The organism is Amycolatopsis sp. NPDC101161, from assembly GCF_044768185.1.
GTDB lineage: Bacteria > Actinomycetota > Actinomycetes > Mycobacteriales > Pseudonocardiaceae > Amycolatopsis.
In genome coordinates this window covers 356,211-371,084 of the sequence record NZ_JBIWPI010000003.1, presented here as the reverse complement: position 1 = coordinate 371,084, position 14,874 = coordinate 356,211, and the positions used below count along the sequence as shown (strand labels likewise).

Annotated in this window: 11 protein-coding genes; 5 read left to right on the top strand and 6 right to left on the bottom strand. The window is 68.9% G+C overall.

Going from position 1 to position 14,874, the window contains the following annotated elements:
* Nucleotides 1-37: 37 nt before the first annotated feature.
* Entirely contained in the window at nucleotides 38-1,012 is a 975-nt protein-coding gene (gene dprA, locus ACIRSS_RS23500; protein WP_400898271.1) for a DNA-processing protein DprA, read from the top strand.
* Nucleotides 1,013-1,179: 167 nt separating this feature from the next.
* A complete protein-coding gene (locus ACIRSS_RS23495; RefSeq protein WP_400898269.1) occupies nucleotides 1,180-2,178 on the top strand; it encodes a DUF4192 family protein in 999 nt (332 codons plus the stop codon).
* Between the two features lie 298 nt (nucleotides 2,179-2,476).
* Here the strand turns inward: ACIRSS_RS23495 and ACIRSS_RS23490 are convergent, their stop codons facing one another.
* The 3 genes from ACIRSS_RS23490 to ACIRSS_RS23480 form a co-directional block, all read right to left on the bottom strand.
* A complete protein-coding gene (locus ACIRSS_RS23490) occupies nucleotides 2,477-3,013 on the bottom strand; it encodes a hypothetical protein (protein ID WP_400898267.1) in 537 nt (178 codons plus the stop codon).
* Between the two features lie 20 nt (nucleotides 3,014-3,033).
* Entirely contained in the window at nucleotides 3,034-9,234 is a 6,201-nt protein-coding gene (locus ACIRSS_RS23485; protein ID WP_400898265.1) for an RHS repeat-associated core domain-containing protein, read from the bottom strand.
* Between the two features lie 856 nt (nucleotides 9,235-10,090).
* The gene (locus ACIRSS_RS23480) at nucleotides 10,091-10,450 is read right to left on the bottom strand and encodes a hypothetical protein (RefSeq protein ID WP_400898263.1); all 360 of its coding nucleotides are present in this window, start codon (nucleotides 10,448-10,450) and stop codon (nucleotides 10,091-10,093) included.
* Between the two features lie 134 nt (nucleotides 10,451-10,584).
* Between ACIRSS_RS23480 and ACIRSS_RS23475 the strand changes: the two genes are divergently transcribed.
* The 3 genes from ACIRSS_RS23475 (at nucleotide 10,585) to ACIRSS_RS23465 (ending at nucleotide 12,988) form a co-directional block, all read left to right on the top strand.
* A complete protein-coding gene (locus ACIRSS_RS23475; RefSeq protein ID WP_400898261.1) occupies nucleotides 10,585-11,589 on the top strand; it encodes a DUF932 domain-containing protein in 1,005 nt (334 codons plus the stop codon).
* 56 nt (nucleotides 11,590-11,645) lie between these two features.
* Nucleotides 11,646-12,326 (top strand): hypothetical protein, encoded by a 681-nt coding sequence (locus ACIRSS_RS23470; RefSeq protein ID WP_400898259.1) that lies wholly within the window; start codon nucleotides 11,646-11,648, stop codon nucleotides 12,324-12,326.
* A gap of 311 nt (nucleotides 12,327-12,637) precedes the next feature.
* Complete coding sequence (locus ACIRSS_RS23465; protein WP_400898257.1) at nucleotides 12,638-12,988, top strand: helix-turn-helix transcriptional regulator; 351 nt, start codon at nucleotides 12,638-12,640, stop codon at nucleotides 12,986-12,988.
* A 103-nt stretch (nucleotides 12,989-13,091) separates the two neighbouring features.
* On the opposite strand, the gene ACIRSS_RS23460 is transcribed toward ACIRSS_RS23465, so the two are convergent.
* The 3 genes from ACIRSS_RS23460 to ACIRSS_RS23450 are packed head-to-tail and all read right to left on the bottom strand — an operon-like array spanning nucleotide 13,092 to nucleotide 14,541.
* Nucleotides 13,092-13,607 (bottom strand): hypothetical protein, encoded by a 516-nt coding sequence (locus ACIRSS_RS23460; RefSeq protein WP_400898255.1) that lies wholly within the window; start codon nucleotides 13,605-13,607, stop codon nucleotides 13,092-13,094.
* A 50-nt stretch (nucleotides 13,608-13,657) separates the two neighbouring features.
* Nucleotides 13,658-14,059, bottom strand: coding sequence for an alpha/beta fold hydrolase (locus ACIRSS_RS23455; RefSeq protein ID WP_400898253.1), 402 nt, complete (start codon nucleotides 14,057-14,059; stop codon nucleotides 13,658-13,660).
* Nucleotides 14,020-14,541, bottom strand: a complete 522-nt coding sequence (locus tag ACIRSS_RS23450) for an alpha/beta fold hydrolase (RefSeq protein WP_400898250.1) — start codon at nucleotides 14,539-14,541, stop codon at nucleotides 14,020-14,022. Before ACIRSS_RS23450 ends, ACIRSS_RS23455 begins: the two co-directional genes overlap by 40 nt.
* Nucleotides 14,542-14,874: the final 333 nt, after the last annotated feature.

Below are 14,874 nucleotides of genomic sequence, written 5' to 3'. Positions count from 1 at the left end.
ACCCCACACGCTCAGCAGATCGCCTGAAGGAGCGTTCATGTCCAGTTCCACCGACGCGCGGCGTGCCCGCGCGTTCCTCCAGCACGCCGCCGAACCCACCAACCCGGTCCTCGCCCGCTACGTCGCCAAGGTCGGGCCCGTCGATGCCGCCTACCACGTCAGCGAACGCACCGCACCCGCCCACGTCCTCGCCGAAACCCGCCGCAACACTGACTGGGAGCGCGCCGACGCCGCCCTGCGCACCGCCGCCGAGCTCGGCGCCCGCTTCGTCATCCCCGAAGACGACGAGTGGCCCGCCGGCGTCGTCGACGGCCTGCGCACCCTGGCTGCCGACGACGACATCCTCGGCGGGCCACCGCAGGGCCTGTGGGTCCACGGGGACGCGCGGCTGGATGACCTGGCGTCCCCGCGGTCCGTCGCGGTTGTGGGAGCACGAGCCGCCACTGAGTACGGCGAGCACCACGCCGCAGACTTCGCCTACACGCTGGCGTCTCGGAATGTCACGGTGTGGAGCGGCGCCGCCTACGGCATCGACGGCGCCGCCCACCGCGGAGCGCTGGCCACCGATCGCCGAGCCTGCACCGTCGCCGTCCTGGCATGCGGAATCGACTACGGCTACCCGGCCGGACACGTGGGCCTGCTCAAGCGGATCGCCACCTCCGGCGCGGTCGTCTCCGAATACCCGCCCGGCATACCGCCCGCGCGGCACCGGTTTCTGCAGCGCCACCGGCTTCTCGCCGCGTTCACCCGCGCGACGGTCGTGATCGAGGCCGGCCAGCGCGGCGGCGCCCGCCACGCCGCACGCCTGGCCGACAGGCTCGGCCGGCCCGTCCTCGCCGTCCCGGGTCCGGTTTCCTCCGCCGCGTCCGCTGGCTGCCACCGGCTGATCCAGGACGGTACGGCCCATCTGGTCACCTCGGCCGATGACGTCATCGCGGTGATCGACGAGTCGAAGGAGGCGGCCACCGAACCGGAGCTGCACGGCCCGGCGGACGAGGCCGATCGACGCTAGCGCACGCCCCGACGGCGGCCCGCACCTCGCGCTGACCTGGTGACCTCGGGCAGCGCCAGGGCCGCCGTCGGACGCGCGCTCAGGCGGTGGCGGCTCACACCTTCGTGGGCCGCCACCGCCTCCCCAGGCTCATTGACTGGGGAGGCCGAGCCGAGGAGCGCCGACACGTGACTCAGTACCTGACCCCCGGTGAACTCATCGGATCCCTGCCCGACACCCAGGCCGACACCCTGCACGTCATCGCGCTGCCCCGAACCTCGGACAGCACATCGGCGGGGCGGCTGACCTCGCCGGTCGGCGCGCGTTTCCCCGCCACCCGGGTTCGCGGCATGACCTCCCGAGAGCTGGCCGACCACGTCCGCAACGCCCTGCCGACCGACCGTAGCTGCGATCTCGTCGTCGTCGTGATCAGCGACGAACGTCCCTGGAACATGCCGCCGTTGCGGACCGCGATCGCCGCGCTCGAGGCCGACCTGCGCCCCGCTGGACACACGATCCTCGGCCGCTACTGGGCCCCGCACACCCGCCCCGGCGCCCCCTGGCGCGACTACCGCCGCCCCACCCACCTCGGCACCGTCATTGCCCCACGCGCCGACCTCGACTTCGCCGCACCCATCCAGCTTGGCGGTGACGCCCCGACACCGACGTGGGGCCTGCCCTTCACCGACGCCGGCGAAACTCTGCCGGCCCACCTCGGCCGGTTCGCCCGCCGGATCGTGCCGCTGCTGGTGCGCCGCGGGGACCAAGTCAACCGGATCGTCGCCCACGCCACCATCCAGGCCGGCCGCGGCGAACTCGTCGACGACATCGCCGCCTTTGCCGTCACGACCGCGCTGGCCGACAACGCCGTCTACGGGCCGATGCTCCTGCCGCCGAACGAGGTCGACCCACAGCGGGTCGAGCAGCTGTGGATGGCCCTCTACCGCGGCAGCCGCGACCCTGCGGCCCGTGCCCGGCTGGCCACCCTCATCGCGGCCAGCGCGCTGCGCCGAGGCGACCGGCCCCTCACCGCCTGCGCTCTGGTCCACGCGCACGGCGCACCGGGCGCCGCTGCGATCGGCGTGCTGTTCCAGCAGCACGCCGGTCCTGAGGTCGTCGAGAACGAACTCGACGTGCTCGCCGGCAGGGTCGGCGCCATGCCCTGGAGCAGCCCGAAGCGCTGGTAGCCCCCGACCCCAGCAGCCGGTCGGCCGCAGTGTCCCGGGTGTTGTTGCGCGCTCCGGGCCTCTGCTGCCCACATTCACGGAACGCAACATCGTGCATCACGTGATCTGTGAGTGTGTCGGTCAGCGGATCTGGATGGATCTGCTGACCGGGTTCGGTGCCCGTGCCGGTGCCTAGGCAGACTCGCTCGTGATCTAGCCGCTTCGGCGTGCCCTGCCGCGATGATTTTGTCGCTGGACCATGCCTCCGACGGCGTCGTTGCCTTCTGCTCAGAACGCGACCTCGAGCCGGCGCGCCGGATCAGCTCGGCGTCTTCAGTTCGCGGGCGCGCTCGAACGCGTACCAGATGTTGTTCTCGTTGTAGCCGATGCCTTGCGCGTGGGCTCCGGTGAACCCCTGCAGGAATACGAACAACGCGAGCGGGCCGGCCTGTTCGGTGCGGACGAGGTTGATGAGTGTCGGACACTGGTAGACCAGGCTCGTCTTTCGACCGGTGTAGAAACCCCACTTCAAGTCCGGATTGATCTTCCGGAGGACCTCGCCGGTAAACCAGAACAGATCGAACGTGATCGCGGTCCAATACGGCCGCGGCTTTTTCGGGTTCTCCGGATCCGGTTCGACTTCCGCCTTGATCCACTCCATGACCGTCCGGACGCCGTCCTCGTCGAACGTCAACTCGATACCGTTGAATTCGAGGAGCCCGAACAGCTCCTTGATGCGGTCGTCCTTCATCCGCAGCATGTCGTCGTAGCATTCGCGCGCCTTCGGCCGTTCCATGTCCCGAAGCGGCCCGGGGTGTACTGGGATGTACGGAAACCAGTGACCGAGTTCCATCATGGTCTGATCCTACGTCTCGCTCACAGGTGTGTGATCGCCGTGATGCCGGCGGCCATCAGGCGCTTCGCCAGGCCCTCCGTGCAGCCGATCGACCCGGTGGTCGGACTGCGGAAGAAGTGCCATTCGACGCTGTCGATACCGTTGCCCGCTTCGCGCAGATTGCGGGTGTCCTGGGCGATTTCCGCTCGTGTCCGCCGGGTCGAGCCGGTGCGGCCGACCTTGGACTCGTATCCGGTGCCGGTGTTGCTGTTATAGACGTCGTAGCGACGCTTGCCGTCGCCGTTCGGATCGTATTCCCGCTGGTCACTGTTGGTCTGCTGCTGCAGGTAGATACTCGCCGCGTCGCCGACGGCCTTGTTGGTCAGGATGTCGCGGGCACCGTTGAGCATGCCGCGCAGCGCCGCCTGCAGGAGCGCGTCCTCCTCGGGCAGGAATGGGGTGTCCGCGCCGTCCGTGGCCACCTCGGCGGCCACATCGACCACGACCGTCACCGTGTCCACCACCCAGTCGATCCAGTCTTCGCCGTCCGGATCGGCCAGGTTGAACGGGTTCTGCGCCGCGTAGCCGTAGGCGTCCTGGGTGGAGTTGACCTTCGGGTCGACGGTCAGGAACTGGGCCGTCAGCGGGTCGTAGTAGCGCGAGCGCAGGAACGTCAGGCCGGTCTCGGCATCGGTGTACTGGCCGGTGAACCGCAGCAGGGTGGTGACTGTGCCAGTGAAGGTCGATGCGCCGTAGGCGGTGTAGCGGTAGCTGCCGACCAGCGTGCCGGTGTTGCTCAGCAGCCCGATCGTCGACCCAATCTGGTCGTGCACGAACCAGGCTGCGCCACCGGCTCCGATCTGCTCGATCGGCAGGCCGGCGGGTCCGTACAGGTAGTTCGTCGCGCCGTCGGAGAGCAGCTCGGCGCCGGTGCCCCAGACGAACGTCGACGTCGTTCCGGCCACTGTCTTGGCCGTCCGCCGGCCGGCTCCGTCGTAGGCGTAGCTCGACGTCCCGGCGGCCGTCGTCGCGCTGGTCAGGTGCCCGGCCTGGTCGTAGCCGTAGGTGTTGCCGGCGCCGGAGGTCCGTTCGCCCAGGGTGTCGAACCCGAAGCCTGCGTTCGTCACCTGGCCGGCGGCGTCGAACGTCTGTGTCGTGGCGCCGACCGTTGTCGGGTGGCCCGCAGTGTCGTAGGCGAACGACTCGGTGCCGGCGCTCGCGACCTGCTCACGCGGGGTGTAGCCGATGTTTTCCGAAACCCCGCCGACCGTCTGCGAGGCCAGCTGACCGGCCGCGTCACGGGCGTAGGTCGCGGCCAGCACCGTGGTGCCACCGGTGACCGCGGTAGTCGCCGTGCGGCCGCCCGCGTCGTCAAAGGCGTCGGTGACGGTGGTGCCGTTCGGGTAGCTGGTCGTCGTCAGGTGCCCGTCGGGGTCGTAGCCGAATGTCGTGGCGTTGCCGGAGAAGTCGGTCACCGTCGTGAGGCGGCCGGCGTCGTCGAAGGTGCGGTTGACCGGGGTTGTCTGGCCCGGGTAGGCGATGGTTGTCTGGTGGCCGTCGGCGTCGTAGCCGTAGCTCACCGACGCGCCTGACCCCTGGGTCTGCGCGGTGACTTCGCCGAAGACGTCGAACGTCCAGGTGGAGGTGCCCGTGCCGTCGGTCATGGTCACCCGGTGGCCTGCCGCGTCGTAGCCGTAGGAGGCTGCAGGCGTGACGCCGTCCGAGTAGGTCACCGATGTGGTCCGGCCCGCCGCGTCGTAGCCGAACGTGGTGGTGCGGCCCGCGGGGTCGGTGGTGGTCAGCATGCGGCCCGCGGCGTCGAGATGGGCCGCCGTGGTGCGGTTGTCCGCGTCGGTGCGCGAGTTCTGCCGACCTTGGCCGTCATAGCCGTAGGACGTCTTGGCATTGAGGGCGTCGACGGTGTCCGCGACCGTGCCGTCGGCGTTGTAGTCAGTGGTCTGCGCCGAGTTGTCCGCCCGCGTGATCTTCGTCAGCAGCCCGGCCGCGTCGAACGTGGAGGTGGTCGTGCGGTTGTTGGCGTCGGTGACAGATGTCTTCTCGCCGTCGGCGTCGAACGTCGCAGAAGTCTTGTGCCCCAGCGGGTCCGTGGTGGCCGTGACGTTGCCGTAGACGTCGTGCGTATCGCTGGTGGTCTTGCCGTTGGCATCCACTGTGGACGTCAGCAGTCCGGTGGCGGTGTTGTAGCCGTACGTCGTTTTGTGCCCGAGCGGATCGGTGACCGAGCTCTTGTCGCCGAAGGCGTCGTAGACCGTCGTCGTGGTTTTGCCGTTCGGGTCGGTGCTCCGCGTCCGGTCCGCCGGGTGCGCGGCGTCGTCGTAGAAGTAGTTGGTCGTGCGCGTCGGTGCCGGGCCGAAGTTGCCCGTGGTCGATTCGACGACGTTGTTCGCGCGCGTCACGGTCGTGGACGTCAGGTCCAGTACGCCCGCGGCGCCCGAGGGGATCTGACCGGCCTGGTCGTACTGGCCGACCGTCGCGACGCCGTCGGGGTCGATCGTCTCGAGGAGGTTTCCGGAAGCGTCGTACGAATAATTCTTGGTGGATCCCAGAGCGTTCGACTCGGACGTCTTGTTGCCGTGGTCGTCGTAGGTGAACGTCTCGAGGTTGCCGTCCGGGTCGGTCTGCGTGGAAACGCCGAGCGTGACCGGGTCGTAGGTGTAGGACGATGTCCCGGCGTCGGGCGTGCCGTATCCCTTGGTTTCCGAGGTCAGCAGGCCGTTCTGGTACGTGTCGAGCGTCTTGTGCCCGGCCGGGTCGGTGACCAGCACCTGGCCGGCGCTCAGCCCACCGTCGGGAGCGTAGGTGAAGGTCGTGGAGTGGCCGTCCGGGTCGGTTTGCGACGTCACGCGCTCGGCGGTGTCGTAGGCCATCGCCGTCACGGCCGCGCTCGCGCCGCCGTAGTTCTTCGGCGAGCGCATCGACGTCATCAGGTGCGCCGCGTTGTAGCCGTACAGCGTGTGGCCGCCGCCGACGTCGATCACTTCGCTGAGGTCGTCGGAGGCGTCATAGGCGTAGGACACCGTGCGCCCGGACTGGTCGGCGAGTCCCGTGATGTGGTTGCCGGTCCAGGTCAGGGTGTACGCGCGGCCCGCCGGGTCGGTGACCGTGCTCAAATGGCCGCTGCCGTCGTAGGCCAGGCTGGTCTGGTAGGGCGGCGACGCCTTCGTCCCGGCCAGATCGGTTTCGGCGTTCAGTCGCCCACTCGCCGCATCGAAGGTGAAGACGTCACGGCCGCGGCGGGTGAAGACGTAGTTCGAGCCGGACTTGACCAGGGCCGCGTCGTAGCGCGGGGCCGAAGGCGCGTAGCTGCCCGAGGAGTCGATGAACGTGACCTGCGAACCGTCCTCCTGGTGGACGGTGACGTTCCCGGTGTTCGCATCGGTGGTCGCACTCAGGTTGTAGGAGAACGTCCAGCCCCAGCCGAACGGGCCGTCCGCCGCCAGGGAGCCGTGAGGACCGCTGGGATCGGCGATACCTTCGGCGTAGCTGCGGGTGAAGTTCAGCGGCAGACCGCGCCCCGGCGTCGCCAGGTCGGTGAAAGACTGACCGAAGTAGCCGGTGCTGGTGTCGACCGGGTCGCCGGCGGTCCGGCGCGCGCAACCGCAGGCAATGAACGCAGGGTTCGAGCCCTTCGGTGCGTCCTGGATCCCCGGTGGCCCGCCGATCGGCTGGCCGGGCGTGCCGCCCATCGGCACGAACGCGATCGCGTCGAAGGCGACGTCGAAGTCCGAGTAACCCTCGCCGCCCATGTTGAGCGAGCTGCCGTTGTTGGTCAGCACGACATTGCCGCCGTTCTGCATGGCGAACGTGCCGATGGTGACCCACTGCTCGGAGTTCCACGCCTGGTTGACCCGGATCTTCCAGGGCGACACCCCGCCGCCGGGGTTGATCGTGTAGACGACGTTGGTCGCTTCGGCACCCAGACCGGGGATGTGCAGCTTGATCTTGTAGTACTGCAGCGACGGCAGGTTCGGTGTCCAGGTTCCGGTGTTGATGAGGTCGGGCTCGGAGCCGTCCTCGGTGTGAGTGAACAGGATGTGCCCGCCCAGGCCGGTGCCGAGCTGGTGGGTGTCGATCGCGCCGATCGGGTCACCGTTGGCGTTCTTGCCGTAGCTATAGGCGAACGTGCCGTTGGACGACCAGTTCGCGGCGCCGCAGCCCTGCAGGTTCAGCGGCGGCGACGGCTCGTCGTCGACGACGATCGAGCCCGCCGGGACCTTCGAAGTGTCCTGCGTGCACGTCGGTGGGTTCTTGCTCGGGTTGGCCGGTTCGCCGCCGCCGGAGACGAGGTAGGGGCTGGTTGCGCAGGTCGTGGCGCAGTTCGGGAGCCACGTGACCGATTGGTGCCACCAGCACTCGAAGTCGTTGAGCATGCAGTGGCTGGCACCGGGGTTGCTCTGGTTGGTGTTGTTCGGGTCGCAGTGGTTGTCCGCGAGGTCGCACATCGCGGTGAACGGCGCAGGCTGCACCCAGGTGTTGCCGCCGTGGTACGTCGGTTTGGCGTAGGCCTTGCTGCCGTAGCGCAGCAGCGGGCTCGCGGTCCAGCCGAGCACACGCTCCTGGTAGGGCCAGCTCGCCGGGTGCGCCGCGTCGGCGTAGGTGTCCTGCAGATACGGGTCGCGGTTGGGCGGGTAGTCCAGGTTCGCGGGGTTGTTGGTCCAGCCCAGGCCCCAGGTGCCGTCCGGGCCGGTACACGACGGGCCGGGTGTGCAGCCGGTGGTGTTGCCGTTGGCGGCGTTCGGCTGGATGCCGGAGTTGTACGCCCACGCGGCGAAGTACCAGTTCTCCAGGTCGGCCGGGTCGCCGTTGTTGGCGATGATCCCGTCGCTGTAGAGGGAGTTCCAGGTGGTCTCCAGGATCTGCAGGCCGGCGGCGATGTTTTCCTGGTAGTCGACGGCGACCTTGATCTGGCCGTGTGCCGACAGCGAGTGGTCCCCCACGTGCATGCCGTCGGTGACCTGGCTGATCCCGTAGCCGCAGTCGGAAGCGGCGTAGTTAATCGACCGGATGTCGCCGCCGGCGCCGTAGTAGGACGCGATCAGCGGGTCGCCCGCCGTGCCGGCCGGCGCGTGCCAGGAGGCCTGCGACCAGTTCGACTCCTGGGCCATGATGCCCTCGAAGATCGACCGCGGCACGGTGTTCGACGCTCCGGACGGGTGCGAGAGCGGGATCAGCGGGAAGTCGCTGTTCGGCGCGTACGCGGCCAGGCCGAGGTTGTCGAAGCCGGCCGGTCGCGTGTACGCGCTGCCGGTGAGCAGACCCTGCTCGGCCAACTGCACGGCCCAATCGACCTGCGCCGGGCTCGGCTGCATGACCTGCTTTGCGGTGTCCAGCGGGGCGACCGCGCAGGTCGGGGTCTGGGTCGTGGTGGTGCTCTGGGGCGCCGACGTGGTGGCCGGAGCCGCGTCGGCGCTCGGCGCGAGCTTGCCGGCGCTGACCTTCGGGGCGGCCGTGACGGTGGCCGCCCGGTACGACGGGATCGCCGTGACCGGCTTGGCGTTGCTTGCCGCGACGTCGCGGGCGAGGACGTTGCCGGTCTTGGTGGACAACACCTTCGGCGCGGTCTTACCGGTGTCGTCGTTGGCGCCGAAGAGAGCGTCGCCGTCCAATGAGGACGCTGTCGCGCCGTGCGCGAACGGGGTGTCCTTGACGCCGGTCACCGCGGCCGCGGTCAGGGCGGCCGGGTCGGCCTGGCTGACGCCGGAGAGCACGGCGTGCCCCGCGCGGCCCTGGAACAACTGGACGCGCGTCAGCTCACCGGAGCCGAGCGTGGTCACCTTGCCGTCGTGCTCGTGTGCGGCGGTCGCGGTCTTCTCGCCGGCCTTGTGCCGCAGGAAGCTGACGCCGCCGTCGGCCGCCGGCCGCAGGTCGTAGGCGTCCCCGGCGACCGTCGCGACAGTGACCGGCTTTCCCTTGGCGGGCACGGAAACCAGCTGTGAACCGGCCGCGCCGATAATGCCCGACGCGGTCGGCACGCCGGAGGTGATCTGACCCGGCGCGGTGACCGAACTGTCGATCTTGCCGGTGGCCAGGTTCGCGCTCAGCAGCTGCGTGTTCTGGTCGTTGCTGCCGACGTAGAGGGTGAAGACGGCCTCGTCGCCGGTGCCGCAGCCGGGCGAGAAGTACTTCAGGCCGACACCGGTGGCCAGCGGGCGGACCGCGCCGGAGGCCAGGTCGACGGCGTAGGCGAAGGCGCCGTGATCGCGTGCGGGTTGCTTCGTCACCACGGAGATGGGCAGGATGGCCACGGCGGCGTAGCGCCCATCGCCGGAGAGACACTGATAGCCGGTCCACGAGGAGTCGTCCAGCCCGGCTGGGTGGATCAGCGCGACCTCGTGCCAGGCGAAACCGGCGTTCTCGCGGCCCAGTTGAAGGTGATAGCCCTGAGCGTCACCCCAGCCATCAAGTGCGACGTCGGCAGACTTCGCCGCGGCCGGACCGAAATCACCGGGTTTCGGCGATTTCGCGAGCCTCGCCGGTACCTGGGCAGGAGCGAGAGGAACAGCGGACGCGTCGGTCACCGAGCCTGAGGCGACACCTATCACCGTCAGCAGAATGATAAGGAAGCGCGCAAAGCGGCGCATTTCCCATTTCGGACCGAAGACGTCAGAGCGCACACGCCATCTCGCACCCGGCACGGCACGAACCTCCCCCTGAGCACGGCTCTCGCGACGCCGTGACAATCCGCAGCCGCCCCGGAATCGGGGATCGGGCGAGAGGAATTTAACCCGGGAAAAAGGTTCGGACATCACCCGTTCGAGTGATGTCCGGCAATTCACCAACTCTACGTTTTCCGGCTTCTAATACACTTTTCGCCCTTTGCCCGAAACGCCCCGTGTCGGTGGTCATGCCGCGCTGCCAGGCGTCGCAGCCGTCGGAGATACTGGCCGCGAAACCGGCGCTGTGGGGTCTCGACTCGAACGAAGTCCGGGTCAGCGAAAGCCTCGCAGTAGGAGTTCTCGGCATCGTCCCGGCCGCCATCGACGTCCACGAGGCGCGCGAGGGGCTCTGTGTGCGACGTCTACCGACCACACCTCGACAACTGGAACCATCAGGTGGGCGTGTCGCCTCATAGTCCAGTCAATATGCCGCGCCACCCACGGCGACGTGGCGATCCTCAAACACCGTCGAGACGGCCAGCCCCACCCGCTGCCGCTGCGCGACCTGCACACCGGCTGCGCGGTCGCATCGGCCCTCACCGAGCCGGGCATCGAACACGTCCTGCGCCTGCTCGCACTCGGCGAACGACCCGAAGACCGTCGACGCCGTCTCCAGGTAGGCCGCCCGGCAACGGCAGCAGATCGGGCCAGGTGACGTCCCGGCACGCTCTTCACCATCCCTATAGATCAGTGGTTCCGGGGTGCCGGGCGCTCGGCCATCGCGGTGTGGCCGGACCGAGGGAACCAGGCTCGCGCCGGCGGTGCACAGCCACCAGTCCACAACACCGGCTCGCTCCGCGGCTCGGGGCCTTGTGCACCGCCGGCGCTCGGCCTGGTGAGCCGTGGCCGTCCACCCGCGAGCCCGCCGCCCCGAACTGCGGGCCAAGCAGCGGCCACGAAGAAAGGACCCTGACCGTGTCGAGGGAAACCAGCACCTGGCTCAACACCAACGTCCTCATCGGATTCACCGACCAACGCGGCCACGCCTGGCACTACCGCGCCGAAGACCAAGGCACCGAGCCGAACCACTACCCCGGACCGATCCCCATCACCGAGGTCAAACGTCGCCTGTTCGGCTGGACCGCCGAACCGGCTCGGGTCCTGGTCGAGGACCGGTTCGGGCTCCGCCTCGCCCCGCACCACCTCGGCGTTACCACTTCCGACACCGGCGACATCCTCGCCATCCACACCGACGAGTACGGCATCCACCAGTACTGCACCTGGCTGCTGGACAACGTCGCCGCCCTGCTCGACGACGGCCTCACCATCGGCTCCGCTGGCCTGCTGCGCGACCGCAGGCAAGCCTGGGTCAGCGTCGAAGTCCCCGACAACATCACCACCCCCGAAGGAGTGGAGTTCCGGCCCAACCTGCTCGCCTGCTCCAGCCACGACGCCAGCCTCAAGACCCGATACAAGCGCGTCGTCACCAACGTCGTGTGCGACAACACCATGAACATCGGGCTGCGCGAAGACGGCCAAGAAGTCGCCATCGTCCACAAGCGCAACAGCGCCCTACAGCTGCTCTCCGCCCGCGAAGCCCTGCAGATCGTACACACCGTCGCCGACGACTTCGCCGCCGAAGTCAAGAAACTGTGCCAGACCACCGTCACCGACCGGGCCTGGAAAGCCTTCCTCGACGCCCACACCCCGATCCCCGAGCAACCGGGCCGGGGGCGCACCAACGCCACCAAGAAGCGCTCGGCGCTGACCCGGTTGTGGACCAGCGACAGCCGGGTCAGCCCGTGGAAGAACACCGGGTGGGGTGTCGTGCAGGCCGTCAACACACACCTGCACCACGAGGCCGTCATCCGCGGCGCCACCCGCGCCGAACGGAACATGATCCGGGTGATGACCGGCGAACTGGGCAAGCACGACCGCACCGCCGCCGCGACCCTGCACAAGGTCCTCGCCGCCGTCTGAGCGCCCCCCGGTCCCCGCCCTCGCTCGCTGTTCCGGCTCACGAACGGACTTGTGCCATGAGCACCAGCACCATCCCGCCGATAGCGTGCGGCACCGACGGCTGCACGAACACCGGTCACGGAATCTCGATCGCCGTGTCGCGCCCGAGCATCTACCGCTGCCACGACTGCATCGCCTTCCTGGACGCGCTCGCCCCTCGCTGGATCCGCGGGTTCACCGACGAGCGTGCCTACGCCGACAGCAACACCGAACTCGGGCACATGAACGCGACGGCGCTGCGGGAGCAGGCCGCACCGGTGTTGGCCGCGATCAGGCAGGCGCGGGATGCGTTCACGATGCTGGCCGACCTCGTCGGCCCGGCGCTGGCCCGTGACACGGTCACCGCGATCGTCAACGCCGGCGACCACGTCATCGACTGCTCCGTTACCAACTGGTGGGCCGCCTACCGCTACCCCGAGCACCACCCGCGCACCGCGCTGGCCCGCGCGGCGTACCGGTTCGATCACACCTGGACGGTGCGTGTCGACGGCCACGCCGTCGAGACCGTCCGCCGCGTCACCGCCGGCGTCCTCGACTACCACGAACCCCACACCCTCAGCGGATCTGTGCTCCGTCCCGACCTGCCCGACGACGAGCAGCCCCGCTACGACTCCGTCCACGCCGCCGCCCTCATCGCATGGACGGCCGATCGCGATCGCGAGCCCGCGCCCGATGCCGTGGCTCCCGGCCACGCGTGACCTCGCGGTGTCGTGCGGCCTCGATCACGCGACCAGGTCCCGCGACACCGGTCAAGGCCACACCTCGACGAATCGACGACCCGGCCGCAGGCGCGGGGCCTTGACCGGCGCCACGGCGGGACCTGGGTGACCGGCGTCGTCCGCACACCACCCCACGCGAGGCCACCTGAATGAACCGGGAATCCCCGAGCGGCACGCCTTCCCCCGGGCGAGCCGGCTCCCGGTTCGGGGCTGGCCGGGTCAGCGCACGCGCCGCGCTGCCCGGCCAGCCCCCTCGCCTCGCCAAACCACCTGCCATCGGATGTCCGAGCATGCCCCAGCCAGCCACACTGACCGCTACCGAACGGGAAGTCCTCGACGACGTCGCACGCGGCCTGAGCAACATCCAGATCGCGCTCAAGCAGTTCCGGTCACACGAGACCATCCGTACCCACGTGAAGAACATCCTCGCCAAGCTGAAGGCCCGCAACCGCGCGCACGCCGTCGCCATCGCCTACAACACCGCCATCCTCCGGTGCCCGCTACCGCATTTGCCGACGACGCAGGCGATACCGCGGCTGGTGTCGCCGCCGGGCCGCGCAAGGTGCGAACCCGGGCAACCGGGCCGGGCGGCGACCGCACTTGCTCGTAACGGCGTCCGCCACAGGCGAGGGCCGCGATGACCGAGCCGGCACTGTTCTCGCTCGAGAACCAGCGCGGAAGCCGTCCGTTCCTCGTGGTGTCCTGGGGTGCCGGCGTGGCAAAGTAGGCGCCGGCGTCGCCGGTCTAAACCGTGATCAGCTCCGGCGGTACCGGTAGCGACATGAGACGGAGCAGTTCCGCGAGCTTGGCGTCGAGTTGTGCTCCGACCTCGGCGATGCGGGGCTCGTCGAAGCTGGTGAACCTGGTCGACGGCTGGTCGATGCTGAACTGCGCGTGGCTGGGGGTGGCTTCGTAGATCGCGGTGCGCAGCGGGGCGTACAGGATGATGCCGGGGTCGTGTCGGAACATGGTTTCCGCGATGACGTTGTTGCCCATCAGGTAGGTGATGGCGCGCCGCTGATGTCCCGACAGACCCATCACTGGCATCGGGTCCAGCGTCGCGTAGATGGCAAACGAATGCGGCGTGTGTTCGGCGGTGTAGGCCTGTAGTCGCTTGAGGTCACCGGTTTGGATCACTGCGACGAGTTCGGCGAAATCGATGCTGGGGACCAGCGATTCGTAGCGTTGACGGACGTCGTCGAAGGTGTTCCCGGTGTCGATGACGAGGCGGTTGACGACGTGCGCGACGGTCTGGGTCATGTCACTCCCCCTGCAGGGTTTCGGTGGTGGTTGTCGGCGATCGTCGCGGGTCAGTTGGAGGCCGCGTCGAGCAGGATCCGAGCCATGGTGTCGGGGCGCTCCAGCGCGGAGAAGTGGCCGGTGCGGGGCGCGGTGATGCGGTGAACGTCGGCCAGTGCCAGTGCGACCCGGTCGCGTTCGGCGGGCCGGGACCAGTCGTTCTTGCTGTAGACGAGGGTGACCGGCGCCGACACTCGCGGGTAACGCTCGCGGGCCCGGTCGAATCCCTTGAGGCTGCGGAAGATCCCGCGGGACACCTTGGCGTAGCCCGTGCTGCGGGCACTCCCCCGTAGCTCGGTGATGAAGTCATCGGGCAGCTTGGTCTTGTCGACGTAGCCGCCCCGCAGAATCGCCCGAAAGATGAGCAGCAGCTCTAGGGGGCGAAGACGGGGCCTTGCACGGGGCATCCGCACGCCGGAGCTGATGACGCGGGAGATCCAGTTTCCCCGCTCCCCGCCCTGGGGTAGTCGTAGCTGTCCAACACCACGACCCGGGTGACCCGGTCTTTCAGGTCGATGGAGGCTGACAGGGACAGGGCGCCGCCGAGTGATTCGCCGGACAGGGTGACGTCGTGCAGGTCCAGTCCGCGGACGAATTCGACCACCGCGGCGCGCCGCTGCGGATCCTCGTACTGGGCGCCGGGGACGATGTCGGACCAGCCCATCCCGGGCAGATCCAGTGCGTAGATCGTGTAGTGGTCCCACAGCTGCGGGACAACTCGCTGGAAGTAGTCCAGTTCGCCGCGGACGGAGTGCATCAGGACGAGGGCCGGCCCGGTGCCGACCGTGTAGTAGCGCAACCGCGAGCCGTCGGAGCGGGTGAAGAACCGCACCTCGCCGCGGCCGTTGGTCCAAGTGTTCGCGTAAGTCGTGTCGGGAGAGTCGCTGCGTCGCATCGTTGTCCTCCAGGGTGAGCACGGCCGGAAGCCGAGGTAAATCGATCGGTTTCTCCGAGCAGGTAGCCGGTGGATCCAGGTTCAGTGGGCCATCACGGGCTCGCCCTCGGACGGCTCCAGGGCCCGATTCGGATTCAGGAACGCCGCGATCAGCGCACCGGCCATGAAGAACCCGGAGCCCACGGCAGGGTGGCCGTGTAGCCCTCGACCCCGGCCTGCGCCGCGGCCGGCGCGCCAGGCTTGTGCGAAGTCACGTGTCGGCCGTGGCCGAGGAGGCAATGGTGGATTAGGAGCGCTGTGCTGGTGGAGTCGCAGATTTACTGTCCGGTGTTG

Coding starts and splice junctions, on each gene's coding strand:
- dprA (WP_400898271.1), top strand. CDS start 38: ATGTCCAGTTCCACCGACGCGCGGCGTGCCCGCGCGTTCCTCCAGCAC.
- ACIRSS_RS23490 (WP_400898267.1), bottom strand. CDS start 3,013: ATGATGGAACTCGGTCACTGGTTTCCGTACATCCCAGTACACCCCGGG.
- ACIRSS_RS23470 (WP_400898259.1), top strand. CDS start 11,646: ATGAGCACCAGCACCATCCCGCCGATAGCGTGCGGCACCGACGGCTGC.
- ACIRSS_RS23465 (WP_400898257.1), top strand. CDS start 12,638: ATGCCCCAGCCAGCCACACTGACCGCTACCGAACGGGAAGTCCTCGAC.
- ACIRSS_RS23460 (WP_400898255.1), bottom strand. CDS start 13,607: ATGACCCAGACCGTCGCGCACGTCGTCAACCGCCTCGTCATCGACACC.
- ACIRSS_RS23450 (WP_400898250.1), bottom strand. CDS start 14,541: ATGCGACGCAGCGACTCTCCCGACACGACTTACGCGAACACTTGGACC.